General features: G+C 66.0%; 15 protein-coding genes. All 15 read left to right on the top strand.

Going from position 1 to position 16,312, the window contains the following annotated elements:
* Positions 1–23: 23 nt before the first annotated feature.
* Positions 24–806 carry a ParA family protein gene (locus K7G19_RS14190; RefSeq protein ID WP_149317475.1) on the top strand — a complete coding sequence of 261 codons (783 nt, stop codon included), beginning with the start codon at positions 24–26 and terminating at the stop codon, positions 804–806.
* A gap of 34 nt (positions 807–840) precedes the next feature.
* Entirely contained in the window at positions 841–1,743 is a 903-nt protein-coding gene (locus K7G19_RS14185; RefSeq protein ID WP_149317476.1) for a ParB/RepB/Spo0J family partition protein, read from the top strand.
* A gap of 291 nt (positions 1,744–2,034) precedes the next feature.
* Positions 2,035–2,592 carry an ATP synthase subunit I gene (locus K7G19_RS14180; protein WP_149317477.1) on the top strand — a complete coding sequence of 186 codons (558 nt, stop codon included), beginning with the start codon at positions 2,035–2,037 and terminating at the stop codon, positions 2,590–2,592.
* A 263-nt stretch (positions 2,593–2,855) separates the two neighbouring features.
* A complete protein-coding gene (gene atpB / locus K7G19_RS14175) occupies positions 2,856–3,719 on the top strand; it encodes a F0F1 ATP synthase subunit A (RefSeq protein ID WP_149317478.1) in 864 nt (287 codons plus the stop codon).
* 64 nt (positions 3,720–3,783) lie between these two features.
* The gene (gene atpE, locus K7G19_RS14170; protein ID WP_006579745.1) at positions 3,784–4,050 is read left to right on the top strand and encodes a F0F1 ATP synthase subunit C; all 267 of its coding nucleotides are present in this window, start codon (positions 3,784–3,786) and stop codon (positions 4,048–4,050) included.
* A 98-nt stretch (positions 4,051–4,148) separates the two neighbouring features.
* Positions 4,149–4,619: a F0F1 ATP synthase subunit B gene (locus K7G19_RS14165; protein WP_149317479.1), complete on the top strand. Its 471-nt coding sequence runs from the start codon at positions 4,149–4,151 to the stop codon at positions 4,617–4,619.
* Positions 4,620–4,621: 2 nt separating this feature from the next.
* Positions 4,622–5,164, top strand: a complete 543-nt coding sequence (locus K7G19_RS14160) for a F0F1 ATP synthase subunit delta (protein WP_053822841.1) — start codon at positions 4,622–4,624, stop codon at positions 5,162–5,164.
* A 41-nt stretch (positions 5,165–5,205) separates the two neighbouring features.
* Positions 5,206–6,747: a F0F1 ATP synthase subunit alpha gene (gene atpA, locus K7G19_RS14155; RefSeq protein WP_149317480.1), complete on the top strand. Its 1,542-nt coding sequence runs from the start codon at positions 5,206–5,208 to the stop codon at positions 6,745–6,747.
* Between the two features lie 84 nt (positions 6,748–6,831).
* Positions 6,832–7,707: a F0F1 ATP synthase subunit gamma gene (atpG, locus tag K7G19_RS14150; RefSeq protein ID WP_149317481.1), complete on the top strand. Its 876-nt coding sequence runs from the start codon at positions 6,832–6,834 to the stop codon at positions 7,705–7,707.
* Between the two features lie 45 nt (positions 7,708–7,752).
* Positions 7,753–9,156 (top strand): F0F1 ATP synthase subunit beta, encoded by a 1,404-nt coding sequence (atpD, locus tag K7G19_RS14145; RefSeq protein WP_023264072.1) that lies wholly within the window; start codon positions 7,753–7,755, stop codon positions 9,154–9,156.
* Positions 9,157–9,243: 87 nt separating this feature from the next.
* Positions 9,244–9,660, top strand: a complete 417-nt coding sequence (locus tag K7G19_RS14140) for a F0F1 ATP synthase subunit epsilon (protein ID WP_149317482.1) — start codon at positions 9,244–9,246, stop codon at positions 9,658–9,660.
* 696 nt (positions 9,661–10,356) lie between these two features.
* Positions 10,357–10,782, top strand: coding sequence for a CoA-binding protein (locus tag K7G19_RS14135; RefSeq protein ID WP_226107809.1), 426 nt, complete (start codon positions 10,357–10,359; stop codon positions 10,780–10,782).
* Between the two features lie 79 nt (positions 10,783–10,861).
* Positions 10,862–11,824, top strand: coding sequence for an alpha/beta hydrolase (locus K7G19_RS14130; RefSeq protein WP_226107807.1), 963 nt, complete (start codon positions 10,862–10,864; stop codon positions 11,822–11,824).
* Between the two features lie 183 nt (positions 11,825–12,007).
* On the top strand, positions 12,008–13,108 hold the full coding sequence (gene hemE / locus K7G19_RS14125; protein WP_226107805.1) for a uroporphyrinogen decarboxylase: 1,101 nt from the start codon (positions 12,008–12,010) through the stop codon (positions 13,106–13,108).
* A 518-nt stretch (positions 13,109–13,626) separates the two neighbouring features.
* Positions 13,627–16,209 (top strand): primosomal protein N', encoded by a 2,583-nt coding sequence (locus K7G19_RS14120; RefSeq protein WP_226107803.1) that lies wholly within the window; start codon positions 13,627–13,629, stop codon positions 16,207–16,209.
* Positions 16,210–16,312 lie beyond the last annotated feature (103 nt).

Below are 16,312 nucleotides of genomic sequence, written 5' to 3'. Positions count from 1 at the left end.
ACAAGCGAGGAGCTGCAGAACCCATGGCAAAGGTATTCGTGATCGCAAACCAGAAGGGCGGGGTGGGCAAGACCACCACCACGGTGAACCTCGCCGCTGGCCTTGCCGCGCAAGGGCAGCGCGTGCTGCTGGTCGATCTCGATCCGCAAGGCAATGCATCGATGGGTTCGGGCATCGACAAGCAGGGGCTGGAGCACAGCGTCTATCAGGTGCTGGTCGGCTTCGCCACGATCCCGCAGGCACGCCAGCGCTCGGAGTCGGGCAAGTACGACGTGCTGCCGGCCAACCGCGAGCTGGCCGGTGCCGAGGTCGAACTGGTCGAGCTCGAGCATCGCGAGCGCCGGCTGCGCCAGGCGCTGGCCGAGGTCGAGGGCGAGTACGATTTCGTGCTGATCGACTGCCCGCCGTCGCTGTCGCTGCTGACGCTGAACGGCCTGTGTGCGGCGCATGGCGTCATCGTGCCGATGCAGTGCGAGTACTTCGCGCTGGAGGGGCTGTCCGACCTGGTCAATACGATCAAGCAGGTGCACGCCAACCTGAACAAGGACCTGAAGGTCATCGGCCTGCTGCGTGTGATGTTCGATCCGCGCGTGACGCTGCAGCAGCAGGTTTCCGCCCAGCTGGAAGCGCATTTCGGCGACAAGGTCTTCAAGACGATGATCCCGCGCAATGTGCGGCTGGCGGAGGCGCCGTCGTACGGCATGCCGGGCGTGGCCTTCGATCCGGCGTCGAAGGGCGCCAAGGCCTATCTCGATTTCGGCGCCGAGATGATCGCGCGCGTCAAGCAACTGGGCCAGATCGCCTGAGCCGGCGAGCGGCAGCAAGCAAGGAGCCACCACCATGAGTACCGCGAAGAAGAAGGGCCTGGGCCGTGGGCTGGAAGCCCTGCTGGGCGGCCCGGCGGAGATCGTCGAGGCGGCGCGCCAGGACGGTTCGCCCACCGTGCTGCGCGTGGATCAGCTGCAGCCCGGCAAGTACCAGCCGCGCACGCGGATGGACGAGGGTGCGCTGCAGGAGCTCGCAGCGAGCATCCGCGCGCAGGGCCTGATGCAGCCAATCCTGGTGCGGCGCGTGGCCGAGCCCGATCGCTACGAGATCATTGCCGGCGAGCGCCGTTTCCGCGCCTCCAAGCTGGCGGGGCTGGACAAGGTGCCGGTGCTGATCAAGGACGTGGCCGACGAGGCCGCGGCGGCGATGGCGCTGATCGAGAACATCCAGCGCGAGGACCTGAACCCGCTGGAAGAGGCGCAAGGCATCATGCGCCTGATCCGCGAATTCAAGTTCACCCACGAACAGGCCGCCGAGTCGGTCGGCCGCTCGCGCAGCGCGGTGTCGAATCTGCTGCGCCTGCTGAACCTGGCGCAGCCGGTGCAGACCATGCTGATGGCCGGCGATCTCGACATGGGCCATGCGCGCGCGCTGCTGGCGGTGGACGGCGCGCACCAGATCACGCTGGCCAACCAGATCGTCAACAAGCGGCTGTCGGTGCGCGAGACCGAGAAGCTGGTGACCTCGACGCTGAAGCCCTTCGATCTGAAGTCGCTGAAGCAGAAGACCGGGCAGGGCGCGCGCGACGTCGCGCGGCTGGAGGAGGAACTGTCCGACGCGCTCGGCATGCCGGTGCAGATCAAGCTCGGCGCGCGCGGCAAGGGTCAGCTCACCATCCAGTTTTCCAGCAACGACGCGCTCGACGGCGTGCTGGCCCGCTTGCGCGACCCCGCCGCGGGACGGCAGGTCGCATGAGCGCGGTTGGGCGATGATCGCCCAATGGAACAGCGCGAATGGCGCCGGGTTCTTCCCCCGGCGCCATTTTTTTGCTACGCAATCCGATTACGTGTCAGGTCATTGCCGCGCAATATCCGCGCAAGCATGATCGAAGCGAGATAGCAAGAGTTGTGGTGTTTTGCCTTGCAAGGCAACTGTAAGCAGATTGACTCGTTATCCGCATTCCCCGTAAAATCGTGCGGTTTGAATACTGGCCGAGGACGAAAAGTTCCCGGCCAGAACTGCAAGCAGGCAGACCGACAAGTTGTAGTGGCGACAGACCCAAAGCCGCCTCGCGCGGGATCGAATACCGACCGTACCGAGCGGACTTCCGGGCGTCAGGCCGACGAGTGGGATCGCGACGCTTGGGACCGTGACGACTGGCGCGACGACGCGTCCGACGACGGCCCCGCCGCGCCGATCCAGCCGCTGTCGCACGACGACGCGGTGTCGCTGTTCGGCGAACGCGCGCTACGGCCCTCGCGGATGACGCCGGGCAAGGTGGTGCTGGCGCAAGTCGCGGTGACGCTGCTGTCGGCGATCGGCTGGGCGGTGTTCGGCCCCGAGGCCGGACCGTACGGCTGGTCGGCGCTGTTCGGCGGCGCGGTGTGCTGCGTGCCGAGCGCGTTCTTCGCCTTCCGGCTTTGGCTCGCACGGGACCGCGCGTCGATCGGCGGGCTGGTGGTCGGCGAGGCGATCAAGGTGATGGCCACCGTCGCGCTGTTCGTGCTGGTGGTGGTGCTGTACCGCGATCTGCGTTGGGTGCCGATGCTGGTCACGTTCCTGCTTGCGTTGAAGACGTACTGGGTGGCGCTGGCGATTCGATAGATTTTCGAATTGCCGAATTACGGATCGCCATGCCCCGAACCGGTGCCGCGTTGTTCTGATTCAGGGCAATTGAGGGCCGGATTCGAGAAAACAAGATTGGGATGCCGCGCCGATTTCGAATCGCGCGCGGCATCGGGAAGTTACGAAGCGACTTGCATTGCGGTGACCGGCCGACGAGCCGAAGGCGGTGCAAGAAGCATACCGAGCGTTCGCGATGGCGAATGCAGGTCAAACAGGTTTCGCAATATACGGTTCGATTCGACATGGCAACTGCTCAAGGCGCTGAAAACGCGCTCACCCCATCCGGCTATATCGCCGAACATTTGCAGAACCTGAATTCGATCGGCGGCAAGCAGGCCTCCGTGGTCGACTTCGGCGTGATCAATTACGACACCGTCTTCTGGTCGGTGCTGTGCGGCGCGATCGCCGTGCTGTTCCTGTACCTGGCCGCGCGTCGCGTTACCGCCGGCGTGCCGGGCCGCTTCCAGGCCTTCGTCGAAATGATCGTCGAGATGGTCGACGATCAGGCCAAGGGCATCATCCACGGCGACCGTTCGTGGATCGCGCCGCTGGCGCTGATGGTGTTCTGCTGGATCACCATGATGAACGCGATCGACCTGATCCCGGTTGACTGGGTCCACGGCCTGAACCACCTGCTGGGCGTGTTCGGCGTCCACCTGCCGCACCACAAGGCCGTGGCGACCGCCGACCTGAACGGCACGCTGGGCATGTCGTTCGCCGTGCTGATCCTGATGATCTACTACAGCTTCAAGATCAAGGGCGCGGGCGGCTTCGTGCACGAGCTGCTGTCGGCACCGTTCGGCGGCAAGTGGTACCTGGCCCCGTTCAACCTGGTGCTGAACGTCATCGAATTCCTGGCCAAGGCCGTTTCGCTCGGCATGCGACTGTTCGGCAATATGTACGCCGGCGAACTCGTGTTCCTGCTGATCGCGCTGCTGGGCTCGATGTGGACCTTCGGCGCCGACCTGTCGGCTCTGGGCTTCGTCGGCCACGTGATTGCCGGCGCGGTCTGGGCGATCTTCCACATCCTGATCGTGCTGCTGCAGGCCTTCATTTTCATGATGCTGACGCTGGTGTATCTCGGCCAGGCACACGACAAGCACTGATTTCCGGTTTTTTGGTTTTTGGTTTTTTTGGTTCTAAGTCTCTTCTCAAATTAAAGGAGTCGTCATGCAAGAATTTCTCGCCAACATCCAGGGTCTGACCGCCATCGGTATCGGCATCATCATCGGCCTGGGCGCGATCGGTGCCTGCCTGGGTATCGCTCTGATGGGTGGCAAGTACATCGAAGCCTGCGCGCGTCAGCCGGAACTGATGAACCCGCTGCAGACCAAGATGTTCCTGCTGGCCGGCCTGATCGACGCGGCATTCCTGATCGGTGTGGGCGTGGCCATGCTGTTCGCGTTCGCCAACCCGCTGCTGGCCGTCATTCAGTAAATCTTTTCGGTCTGCATGATGCTGACGGGCGGCGCAGGCCACTAGCCTGGCCGCCTTTGCGCATTTATCTGTAGTTTGTTTACCGAAAGGAACACACCATGAATCTGAACGCAACGTTTTTTGCGCAGATGGTCGTGTTCTTCATCCTGTGGTGGGTTGTCGCCAAATTCATTTGGCCGCCGCTGGTGAAGGCGCTCGACGAACGCGCAAAGAAAATCGCCGACGGTCTCGCGGCTGCCGAAAAGGGCAAGGCCGAACTCGAGCTGGCCAACAAGCGCGTGGACGTGGCCCTGGCCGAAGCCCGCGCCGAAGGTGCGCAACGCGTCGCCGACGCGGAGAAGCGCGCCCAGATGGTCGCCGAAGAGATCAAGCGCAACGCCCAGGCCGAAGCCGCACGCATCATCGCGCAAGCGAAGGCCGATGCCGAACAGCAGGTCACCAAGGCACGCGAGCAGCTGCGCGACCAGGTCGCCGTGCTGGCCGTCAAGGGTGCAGAGCAGATCCTCAAGCGTGAAGTGAATGCGCAGGTCCACGCCGACCTGCTCAACCAACTGAAGGCCGAGCTCTAATCATGGCAGAAACCGCAACCATTGCCCGTCCCTACGCCGAGGCGCTGTTCCGCGTCGCCAGCGAGGCCAACGCCGGCAATCTGGGTGCATGGTCCGAGCTGGTTTCGGAAATGGGGCAGGTCGCGGCCACCCCGGAGATCAAGGCGCTGGCCGACGATCCGAACGTTCCCGGCGACAAGCTGGCCGAACTGTTCCTGTCGGTGCTGAAGTCTCCGGTCAACGACGAGGCGCGCCGCTTCGTGCAGTTGCTGGTGGACAACGACCGCCTGACCGTGCTGCCGGAGATTGCCGAGCAGTTCCATGCGCTGAAGAACGCCCAAGAAGGTTCGGCCGACGTCGAAATCACCAGCGCGTTCCCGCTCGACGGCGCGCCGCTGACCGATCTGGTCGCCTCGCTCGAACGCAAGTTCGGGCGCAAGCTGGTGCCGACCGTGACGGTCGACCCCTCGCTGATCGGCGGCGTTCGCGTCAAGGTGGGCGACGAAGTGCTGGATACCTCGGTGCGCGCGCGCCTGGCCGCCATGCAAGCCGCGCTGACCGCCTGATGTGCGGACAGCCGACGGATTGAAGAATTAGGAGCATTGTGATGCAACTGAACCCCTCAGAAATCAGCGAGCTGATCAAGTCCCGCATCTCGGGCCTTGGCGCCGAAGCTGAAGTGCGCAACACCGGCACGGTGATTTCCGTGACCGATGGCATCTGCCGCGTGCACGGCCTGTCCGGCGTGATGCAGGGCGAGATGCTGGAATTCCCCGGCAACACCTTCGGCCTGGCGCTGAACCTCGAGCGCGACTCTGTCGGCGCCGTGGTGCTGGGCGACTACGAACACATCTCGGAAGGCGACCAGGTCAAGTGCACCGGCCGCATTCTGGAAGTGCCGGTGGGCAAGGAACTGCTGGGCCGCGTGGTCAACACGCTGGGCCAGCCGATCGACGGCAAGGGCCCGATCAACGCCAAGCTGACCGACGTGATCGAGAAGGTCGCCCCGGGCGTGATCGCGCGCCAGTCGGTGAGCCAGCCGGTGCAGACCGGCCTGAAGTCGATCGACGCGATGGTGCCGATCGGCCGCGGCCAGCGCGAGCTGATCATCGGCGACCGCCAGACCGGCAAGACCGCCGTCGCCGTCGACGCGATCATCAACCAGAAGGGCAAGGGCGTCTATTGCGTCTACGTGGCAATCGGCCAGAAGGCTTCGACGATCGCCAACGTGGTGCGCAAGCTGGAAGAGACCGGCGCGATGGAATACACCGTCGTGGTGGCCGCCGCCGCTTCGGACTCGGCCGCCATGCAGTACCTGGCCGCCTACGCCGGCTGCACGATGGGCGAGTACTTCCGCGACCGCGGCGAAGACGCGCTGATCGTCTATGACGACCTGACCAAGCAGGCCTGGGCCTATCGCCAGGTGTCGCTGCTGCTGCGCCGCCCGCCGGGCCGCGAAGCCTACCCGGGCGACGTGTTCTACCTGCACTCGCGCCTGCTGGAGCGCGCCGCCCGCGTCAACGCCGACTACGTCGAGAAGTTCACCAATGGCGAAGTCAAGGGCAAGACCGGTTCGCTGACCGCGCTGCCCGTGATCGAAACGCAGGCCGGCGACGTGTCCGCGTTCGTGCCGACCAACGTGATCTCGATTACCGACGGCCAGATCTTCCTGGAAACCGACCTGTTCAACGCCGGTATCCGTCCCGCGATCAACGCCGGTATCTCGGTGTCGCGCGTCGGTGGCGCTGCGCAGACCAAGGTCGTCAAGAAGCTGTCCGGCGGTATCCGTACCGACCTGGCCCAGTACCGTGAACTGGCTGCGTTCGCGCAGTTCGCCTCGGACCTGGACGATGCCACCCGCAAGCAGCTCGAGCGCGGCCGCCGCGTGATGGAACTGCTCAAGCAGCCGCAGTACCAGCCGCTGCAGGTGTGGCAGCTGGCCGCGTCGCTGTACGCCGCCAACAATGGCTTCCTCGACAACGTGGAAGTGAAGGACATCCTGCCGTTCGAAAAGGGCCTGCACGACCACCTGAAGACCAAGTACGCCGATCTCGTCAACCGTATCGAAGACACCAAGGATCTGTCGAAGGACGACGAAGCTGCCCTGCGTGCCGCGATCGAGGATTTCAAGAAGTCCGCCGCGTTCTAACCGCGTGATTCCACGGACCGCGCAACCGGCGTCGGCCTGAAAAAGGGCGACGGCCGGGCGCGCGGCACGACTGGAGAGGAAGATATGGCCGGAACGAAAGAGATTCGAACCAAGATCAAGAGCGTGCAGAACACGCGCAAGATCACCAAGGCGATGGAAATGGTCGCCGCATCCAAGATGCGCAAGGCGCAGGAGCGGATGCGTGCTGCCCGCCCGTACGCCGAGAAGGTGCGCAACATTGCCGCGCACCTGGCCACGGCCAACCCGGAGTTCAAGCATCCGTTCCTGCAGGCGCGCGACGTCAAGCGCGCCGGCTTGATCGTGGTGACGACCGACAAGGGGCTGTGCGGCGGCCTGAACACCAACGTGCTGCGCGCCGTCACCAACGAGCTGCGCGACTGGCAGAACCGCGGTGTGCAGGTGCAAACCACCGCGATCGGCACCAAGGGGATGCAGTTCCTGGGCCGCGTTGGCGCCAAGGTGGTCTCGCACGTGGTGCATCTGGGCGATACGCCGCATCTGGAAAAGCTGATCGGCGCGATCAAGGTCCAGCTCGACGCCTTCACCAATGGTGAGGTGGACGCCGTGTACCTGGCGTACACGAAGTTCGTCAACACCATGAAGCAGGAGCCGATGGTCGAGCAGCTGCTGCCGCTGTCCGCCGAGCGGATGGCGCAGACCGAAGAGGAAAAGCGCGCTTACTCGTGGGATTACATCTACGAGCCCGACGCCCAGACGGTGGTGGAAGACCTGCTGGTCCGCTACGTCGAAGCGCTGGTGTACCAAGCCGTGGCCGAGAACATGGCGTCCGAGCAGTCGGCGCGCATGGTGGCCATGAAGGCGGCGTCCGACAACGCCAAGAACGTGATTGCAGAACTGCAGCTGGACTACAACAAGACCCGCCAGGCAGCGATCACCAAGGAATTGTCGGAAATCGTCAGCGGTGCGGCAGCCGTGTAACTGACGAGACTGGGCGTCAAGAATTCAAGCTATCGGAGATACGAAATGAGTATCGGAAATATTGTGCAGTGTATTGGCGCCGTGGTGGACATCGAGTTCCCCCGCGACGCGCTGCCGAAGGTGTACGACGCGCTGGTGCTGGAAGAGAGCAACGAAGCGTCGTTCGCCGAGAAGGGCCTGACCTTCGAAGTGCAGCAGCAGCTCGGTGACGGCGTCGTCCGTACCATCGCGCTGGGCTCGTCCGACGGCCTGCGCCGCGGCATGGCCGTGAAGAACACCGGCGCGCCGATTTCGGTGCCGGTCGGTCACGGCACGCTGGGCCGCATCATGGACGTGCTGGGTCGTCCCATCGACGAAGCCGGCCCGATCGCCGCGGACGAAGTGCGCGCGATTCACCAGAAGGCCCCGCAGTTCGACGAACTGTCGCCTTCGGTGGACCTGCTCGAAACCGGCATCAAGGTGATCGACCTGGTCTGCCCGTTCGCCAAGGGCGGCAAGGTTGGCCTGTTCGGCGGCGCCGGCGTCGGCAAGACCGTCAACATGATGGAACTGATCAACAACATCGCCAAGCAGCACAGCGGCTTGTCGGTGTTCGCCGGCGTGGGCGAGCGTACCCGTGAAGGGAACGACTTCTACCACGAAATGAAGGACTCGAACGTGCTCGACAAGGTGGCCATGGTGTTCGGCCAGATGAACGAGCCGCCGGGCAACCGTCTGCGCGTGGCGCTGACCGGCCTGACGATGGCCGAGCGTTTCCGCGACGAAGGCCGCGACATCCTGTTCTTCGTCGACAACATCTACCGCTACACGCTGGCCGGTACCGAAGTGTCGGCACTGCTGGGCCGTATGCCTTCCGCCGTGGGCTATCAGCCGACGCTGGCTGAAGAAATGGGCAAGCTGCAGGAGCGCATCACGTCGACCAAGACCGGCTCGATCACCTCGATCCAGGCCGTGTACGTGCCGGCGGATGACCTGACCGACCCGTCGCCCGCTACCACCTTCCTGCACCTGGACTCGACCGTCGTGCTGTCGCGTGACATCGCCGCGCTGGGTATCTACCCCGCCGTCGATCCGCTCGACTCGACCTCGCGCCAGCTGGATCCGCAGATCGTCGGTACCGAGCACTACGAAGTGGCCCGCCGCGTCCAGCAGACGCTGCAGCGCTACAAGGAACTGCGCGACATCATCGCGATTCTGGGCATGGACGAACTGTCGCCGGAAGACAAGCTGGCGGTGGCGCGTGCACGGAAGATCCAGCGTTTCCTGTCGCAGCCCTTCCACGTCGCGGAAGTGTTCACGGGTTCGCCGGGCAAGTACGTGCCGCTGAAGGAAACCATCCGCGGCTTCAAGATGCTGGTGGACGGCGAGTGCGATCACCTGCCCGAGCAGGCGTTCTACATGGTCGGCTCGATCGACGAAGCCTTCGAGAAGGCCAAGAAGCTCCAGTAAGCCTCGCCAGGCGACGGCGCGCCGGCACGGTTTCCGTGCGCAGGCGCGCCGCCGTTCCAAGCGAAGCGACTGGACAAAGGAATTCACATGGCAACCATTCTTGTAGACGTCGTCAGCGCGGAAGCCTCGATCTTCTCCGGCCAGGCGAAGTTCGTGGCGCTGCCGGGCGAGTCGGGTGAGCTGGGCATCCTGCCCGGGCACACGCCGCTGATCACGCGCATCCATCCGGGTGCGGTGCGGATCGAGAAGGAAGACGGCAGCGAAGAGTTCGTGTTCGTCGCCGGCGGCATTCTGGAAGTCCAGCCCAAGCACGTCACCGTGCTGGCCGACACCGCGATCCGTGGTACCGACCTCGACGAGGCCAAGGCGCAGGAAGCAAAGCGCGCCGCCGAGGAACTGCTGCAGAACCAGAGCAGCGAGTTCGACCTGGCGCGTGCGCAGAGCGAGCTGGCGGTTGCGGCCGCCCAGCTGGCGGCCATCGCCCGCCTGCGCCGGAAGAAGTAAGCAGGACCCCGTCCAGGCGTTGCTTTTTCGTCAGCGCGAAGGAAAAAGGCAGCCGCGAGGCTGCCTTTTTTCATGATGCGAGCTATGCTGTTGGCTGAAGTCAGACAAACACTGACAAAAAACTAAAAACACAAAAAAAAAAGCGCGCGGGCCGGGGAGGCGCCGCGCGGACGGGAAAATCCCTTCGAGGGGTCAATTCGAAGGAACGGGTTCGGTCGGGCGACGTGTAGCGCGTCCTGTTGCAGGGACAGCCTGTCTCGCAGGCTTCGCTACCGTTCGCCACAGCACCGGCATCCGATCTGGCGCATACTCGACTACTATTCGCGCCGTTTATCGGGACACCGGCAATACATTCTGCTGCTGGGCTTTCTTCAGGGCGCCTGCGGCTCTCTGGCCTGCGGCGCCGTCACAAAGTTCACAATGTGTCAAAGCATTGTGGGGGAAACTTCCCCCTATGGCAGTAACAAAGTGTATCGGTTTGCAAGTAGTTGAAAGCGAAAAGACGGCAAATTGGCCGCAATAGCCACAAAAATTGGCACACTCTGTTGGCTATCGCACGCTGGCATCGTTCTGGTGCATGACTATTTCCGTTTCGGCACTGCTCGCCGGATCACCTCGTCGGGGTTGACGCCCGGTGCGTGCACCGGCAGTGTTCCATCGCTGCGGGTGTCTTGCCCGCCTGCCAAGGAGCACTGAATGGATACCATGCAGGCCGATATCGAAGGCATGCTGAAGCTGCGCACGGTCGCCGTGGTTGGGCTGTCCGACAAGCCCGAGCGCGCGAGTCACGAGGTGGCCGCCTTCCTGCAGCGGCACGGTCACCGCATCGTCCCCATCAACCCGAACCACGCCGGCGAATCGATCCTGGGCGAGCGCTGCCATGCCTCGCTGCACGACGCCGCGCAAGTGTTGGCGGCGGAGGGCGCACGCATCGAGTGGGTCGATATCTTCCGGCGTTCGCCCGATGTGCCGCCGGTCGTGGAGGAGGCGATCGCGATCGGTGCGCGAGGCGTCTGGCTGCAACTGGGCATCGTCAACGACGAGGCGTTGGCCCGCGCGAAGGACGCCGGGCTGATGGCGGTACAGGACCGCTGCACCAAGATCGAAACGATGCGCGGTTGAGCGGCGTCGCCGCGTATCATTCGACCCCTTCGCTTTCCGTCTTCCATCCTCACCTCCCACGAATTCGCCCAGGGACGCCATGGCCATCGACCCCGACCTGCTTGCCTACTATCGCGGACTCGCCGAGCGCTATGCCGGCGCGCCGGTGCCCGCCGATGCGCTCGAGCGGCGCGCCCGCTTCCGCGAGGTTGCGGCGCTGTCGTATCGTCCCGATCCGGAAGGGCTCGCCGTGTCCGAGCTGCCTATCGCGCTGGAGGGCAGGACGCTGAACGCACGCCTGTTCCGGCCCACCGCGGTGGCGAGGCCGCGTCTGCTGGTCTATTTCCACGGCGGCGGCTGGGTCGTCGGCTCGCACGAGACCCACCACGGCGTCGCCGCGGCGCTGGCGCTCGATACCGGCTGTGCGGTCGTCAGCGTCGACTACCGGCTCGCACCCGAGCATCCGTATCCCGCGCCCTGCGACGATGCGCTCGACGCCTTGCGATGGCTGGCGCAGCGGCGCGACGCCCTCGAAGTCGATCCGCGCTTTCTGGCGGTCGCTGGCGACAGCGCCGGCGGCCACCTGGCGGCGCAGGCCGCCGCGCTCGCCAATGCCGATACGCCGGGCCTGGTGCGCGCGCAGTTCCTGATCTATCCCGTCACCGCACCCCGCTTCGCCAGCGAGAGCTATCGCGCCTTTGCCGCCGGCCCCGGCCTGACGCGAGACGAAATGACGTGGTACTGGACGCAGCTCATCGGCGAAGCGCGGCTCGCCGACGGCACGGCAATGGACGATCCTCGCCTGCATCTGATGGCGGCGCTCCCCGGCCGCTCCACCGCGGTCCCGCCGGCGACGGTGGTGCTGGTCGCGGCGCATGACGTGCTGCGCGACGACGGCCTCGCCTACGCCGATCATCTGGTGCGCGAGGGCGCCGCCGTGATCACCATCGAGGCGAGCGGCATGACCCATGGCTTCGCCCGCCTGCAGGGCGAATCGCCGCGGGCACGGGAATGGATGCGGCGCGGCGCCCAGGCCTTCGCCCAGTTGCTGGACGAGGAATGACGCTCGACGGGATGACGCTCGACGAGATCGAGGATGGACGAGGAGGGCGGTCTGAAAAGAATGAGGCAGAACAAGCAATGAAGCCGGGCGCACCGGCGCGCGGAATCACCGGGGCGCCATGCCCGTAATACTGCCGGCGGCGGTGTGGCGATCCCGTAGAATGGCGGGCTGACGAGGACCACCATGACCGCACTGCAGAACGACATCTTCCTGCGCGCGCTGCGCCGCCAGCCGACCGAATACACGCCGCTGTGGCTGATGCGCCAGGCCGGGCGCTATCTGCCCGAATACAACGCCACGCGCGCACGGGCCGGCAGCTTCCTTGGGCTGGCCAAGAATCCGGCCTTTGCCACCGAAGTCACCCTGCAGCCGCTCGACCGATTTCCGCTCGACGCCGCGATCCTGTTCTCGGACATCCTGACCGTACCCGACGCGATGGGCCTCGGCCTGTCGTTTGCCCAGGGCGAAGGCCCGCGCTTCGCGCGGCCGCTGCGCACCGAGGCCGATGTCGCCAGGCTGGCGGTGCCGGACATGGGCGAACTGCAGTACGTGTTCGATGCGGTCGCGTCGATCCGGCGTGCCCTGGTACAGGACGGACGCCAGCGCGTGCCGCTGATCGGCTTCTCCGGCAGCCCCTGGACGCTGGCCTGCTATATGGTCGAAGGCGGCGGCTCGGACGACTTCCGGCTGGTCAAGGGCATGATGTACGCCCGCCCGGACCTGATGCACCGGATCCTGGAGATCAATGCGCAGGCCGTGTCCGCCTATCTGAACGCGCAGATCGAGGCGGGCGCCCAGGCCGTGATGCTGTTCGATACCTGGGGCGGCACGCTGGCCGACGGCATGTACCAGCGCTTCTCGCTCGACTACATGCGCAAGGTCATCGCGGGCCTGCGCCGCGAGCATCAGGGCGAGAACGTGCCGGTGATCGTCTTTACCAAGGGCGGCGGCCTGTGGCTGGAGCAGCTGGCCGACAGCGGCGCCGATGCCATCGGCCTGGACTGGACGGTCAATCTGGCCGCCGCGCGCCGGCGTACCGGAGGCCGCGTGGCCCTGCAGGGCAATCTGGACCCGACCGTGCTGTTCGCCGACGAGGCCGGCATCCGCGAACAGGCTCGCAGGGTGCTGGACGATTACGCGGCCGGCGGCGGCAGCGATGGCCATGTCTTCAACCTCGGACATGGAATCTCGCAATTCACGCCGCCCGAGAGCGTAACGGTGCTGGTCGACGAAGTGCACCGCCACAGCCGTGCGCTGCGGCAGCGCGACGGCGCCCAGGCATAGGCCCGCGCACGCCGGTGCCGGTGCGTCTGCGCTGCCGAATCGTGTGCATGCGGGGCGCCATCGTGGCGCTTCGGCGATGAATCGATGCCTGTCAAGGCTTGACTTATGCACACAAATGGGCTTTCCGCAGTGCACGACGGGGTTATCACTTAACACAATCGGGGGATATTGCTAAGTCATTGATTTTTAATGGCTTGACAGCAGGCGCTGGAGCATGGTCATGGTCCCGAAAGCCTTGTTTCGCGCGCCTTTACGGCAAGTTGGCCCGAGTTTTCAACAAAGTTATCCACAGGCGATGTGGAGAGAGGGGAAAACTGGTCATCTATCATCGACTTAGCCCCACATTTGAAGTTTTACTTTAAGTTGATGCTGCACCGCACCCAACGACCGGCACGCCGTCCTCGTGCCCCCGGCCTCGCCCCGCCGATGCAGAGTTTCGGCAACGAAGTGTCGTGTATGGTGCACACTTCGGTGCCGGCGGAATTTGCCGGCCGTCCTCGCCCCCGCCCCCGCTGATCGTGTCGTCCCCGTCCTCATCCCTGGCAAGCCCGCCGCCGCAGAACGAAGTCGGCGGCGCTGCGTCGCCGCTGGTGCAGATCGCGCTGGACACGCCCGCAGACGACCGCTTCGATTATCTGAACGCCGAGCTCGACGGCAGGCACGTCCGTCCGGGCGAGCTCGTTGCCGTGCCGTTCGGCCGGCGCGAGATGGTGGGGGTCGCGATTGCGGGTACCGATCGCAGCGAGGTGCCCGCCGACCGGCTGCGTCCGGTATCGCAGCGGCTGGGCTGGCTGCCGCCGCTCAATGCGCACTGGCTGGCGCTGGCCTCTTTTGCGGCCGCCTATTACCACCGGCGTCTGGGCGAGGTGATCCTGCCCGCCTTGCCGCCCGGTTTGCGCGACGCGCAGGCCTGGCCCCGGCTGGCGGCGCGCGCGCGCACCGAGCGGTTCCGGGTGCGCGAGGGCTGCGCCGAGGCGCTGCTGGCCGCGGTGCCGCCGCGCGCCCGCTCCGTTGGCGCGCTGGCCAAGGCGCTGGTCGATGCCGGCTCGCAGGGGCAGTGGCTGACCCAGCAGGCCGCGCGCCTGCTGTGCACCGCCGCGCCGGCGCGGCTGGCGCAATGGGTCGAGGCGGGTTGGGTCGACTGCGAGACGGTGGACCGGCCGCTGCTGACCGCCGCCGAGCCAGGCGGATCCGATGAATCCGCTGATCCCTGCGAGCCCGGCATCCTCAGCCACGACGGCGGCCCCCGCCACTCCGGCGGACCCGGCGGACCCGGCGGACCCGGCGGACCCGGCGAACCCGGCGAACCCGGCGAACCCGGCGAACCCGGCGAACCCGGCGAACCCGGCGAACCCGGCGAACCCGGCGAACCCGGCGACTCGGGCCCCGGTCGCGGTGGCGACCGCCGCGATCCGGCCGATCCTGCCGCAACGGCCGAATCGACGGCCGCAGTACGTCCCCCCACACCCGCCCTGCACCCGGAACAGCGTCAGGCCGTCGACGCCATCGCCGCCGCGATCGGCTTCGCCCCCTTCCTGCTGCACGGCGTCACCGGCAGCGGCAAGACCGAGGTCTATCTGCACGCGATCGCGGCCGCACTGGCGCGCGATCCCGCGGCCCAGGTGCTGATGCTGGTGCCCGAAATCAATCTGACGCCGCAGCTGCAGGCACGCATCGCCGCGCGCTTCCCGGCGGCGCCACTGGCCGTCCTGCACAGCGGCATGGCCGATCAGGAGCGCACGCTGCACTGGCTGGCGGCCCATCGCGGCGAAGCGCGTATCGTGCTGGGCACACGGATGGCGGTGATGGCGTCGCTGCCGACGCTGGCGCTGATCGTGGTCGACGAGGAGCACGACACCTCGTACAAGCAGCAGGAGGGCCTGCGCTACTCGGCCCGCGATCTGGCGGTCTGGCGCGCCAAGCAGCTCGGCATCCCGGTGGTGCTCGGCTCGGCCACGCCGTCGATGGAATCCTGGTGGCGCGCCGAGCAGGGGGCCTACCGCAAGCTGGTGCTGCGCGAACGGGCCCAGGCCGACGCGGTGCTGCCGACCGTGCGGCTGGTCGACCTGAATCACGAGCGGCAGCGCCAGCGGCCGCTCTACGAGGGCCTGTCGGCGCCGCTGCTGCAGGCGATCGAGGCGCGCCTGGCCCGCGGCGAGCAAAGCCTGCTGTTCCTGAACCGGCGCGGCTATGCGCCGGTGATCGCCTGCGACAGCTGCGGCTGGCTGTCCGGCTGTCCACGCTGCTCCGCGTACCTGGTGCTGCATCGCCCCGAGCGCTGCCTGCGCTGCCATCACTGCGGGCTCGAGGCCCGCATCCCGCACCACTGCCCCGACTGCGGCAACGTCGACATCGCGCCGCTGGGCCGCGGCACGCAGCGGATCGAGGAGGCGCTGGCCGCGCGCTTCCCGCAGGCCCGCATTGCCCGGATCGACGCCGATTCGACCCGCCGCAAGGGCAGTGCGCAAGCGATGTTCGACGAGGTCCACGCCGGCGAGGTCGACATCCTGGTCGGCACCCAGATGATCGCCAAGGGCCACGACTTCCAGCGCGTGACGCTGGTCGGTATCGTCCATCCCGACGCGGCGATGTTCAGCCACGATTTCCGCGCGGCCGAGCACCTGTTCGCGTCGCTGATGCAGGTGTCGGGCCGCGCCGGCCGCGCCGGCCTGGCGGGCGAGGTGCTGATCCAGACCGGCTATCCGGATGCCCCGGCGCTGCAGGCGCTGGTACGCCACGACTACGACGGCTTTGCGGCCACGCAGCTGCGCGAACGGCGCCAGGCCGGACTGCCGCCCTTCGTCCATCAGGTACTGGTGACGGCCGAACATGGGCAGTTGCAACGGGCCCTGGACTTCCTGCATGCCGCCCGCGAGCGGGCCGACGGCATGGTGCTGGGCGCCGAGGTGCAACTGCACGACCCGGTACCGATGTCGATGGTGCGAATCGCCAACCGGGAGCGCGCCCAGATGCTGATCGAAAGCGGATCGCGCATGGCACTGCAACGCTTTGTCGGAGAGTGGACGCAAACTTTCAGTGAAGTCGGGACGAGCGTCAAAGGAGTACGCTGGCAGCTGGAGATCGACCCGTTGCGGATCTGACCACGGGCGCACCAAGCCCACCATCGCCTCTCGGCACACCGGCGGTGCAACCGCATGGAGCCGGTGCCTTCATGGCAGTTGCACCTAGTGGGTTATACCAAGT

Origin of the sequence: Cupriavidus sp. DB3 (assembly GCF_020418465.1) — a bacterium.
Classification (GTDB): domain Bacteria; phylum Pseudomonadota; class Gammaproteobacteria; order Burkholderiales; family Burkholderiaceae; genus Cupriavidus; species Cupriavidus cauae.
This window is presented reverse-complemented; position numbering and strand designations above follow the sequence as displayed.